This is a genomic window from Neisseria sp. P0009.S007, assembly GCF_051962515.1.
The window spans coordinates 1-979 of the sequence record NZ_JBQCVF010000573.1; the positions used below are offsets into that span (position 1 = coordinate 1).

Annotated in this window: 1 protein-coding gene; it reads right to left on the reverse strand. The window is 55.3% G+C overall.

The features are described 5' to 3' along the window. The coding region (locus ACTHS3_RS14890; protein ID WP_440368358.1) for an FAD-linked oxidase C-terminal domain-containing protein at positions 1-979 on the reverse strand (979 nt) is incomplete at both ends.

The window sequence follows — 979 nt, forward strand, 5'->3', positions numbered from 1 at the left end:
AGCATTTCGGCATCGTCTGAGTTAACCGGAATATTGGTGTGAACGTTACCGTCGCCGGCGTGCATATGCAGGGCGACAAAGACGCGGCTGCGTACGGTTTTGGCGTGGATTTTGCCCAAGCCTTCGATGATTTTGGTGTCGGTTTTGCCGCTGAAGATTTCAGAAAGTGGCTTCATTACGTCTGCTTTGACAGACACGCGCAGGCGGAAATCGCGGAAGGCAATAAAGCAGCTTTCATTGTCTTTGGCTTCGGGCGCGGCGTGGACGGCTGCGCCATAGCGGACTTTATAGTCGGCAAGTGGTGCGTCTAAGTTAGCAAGCAACCATTCCCAACGCGCTTTGACAGCGGAAACGTGGGCCAGGGCGTGTTTGCCGCGTTCGCCCAACAGTTCGGCGGTTGGCAGGTCTGTTCCCATTTTGTCGATGGGGAGTTTGCCGGACAGATATTGCTCCAAGGCGGCACAGAGTTTGAGCTTGTTTTGGATGGAAAGCTCAATGTTGATGCGTTCGATGCCGTCTGAATACTCACCGAGTCTTTCGAGTGGGATTACCACGTCTTCATTGATTTTAAAGGCGTTGGTGTGTTTGGCGATGGCGGCGGTGCGGCTGCGGTCGAGCCAGAAGGTTTTGCGTGCTTCGGGCGACACGGCGATAAAGCCTTCGCCGTCGCGTGCGCGGGCGAGTTCGCAGATATGTTCGGCGGCTGCCTGTACGGCGGCTTCGTCGTCGGAAACCACGTCTGCCAGCAAGACCATTTTAGGTCGGCCTTTGCCTGCCGCTTTGGTGGCATAACCGACGGCGCGGACGTAACGCCAGTCTAAATGCTCCAAACCAGCCAATCGTACGCTTTCATGGTCAAGCAGGAAATCGCGGATTTCGACAATAGACGGCGTTGCGGTGGCGACCGTGCCGAAAAACTCCATACACACGGTGCGCGTGTATTTCGGCATTTTATGCAATACTAAGGCAACGCTGGTGA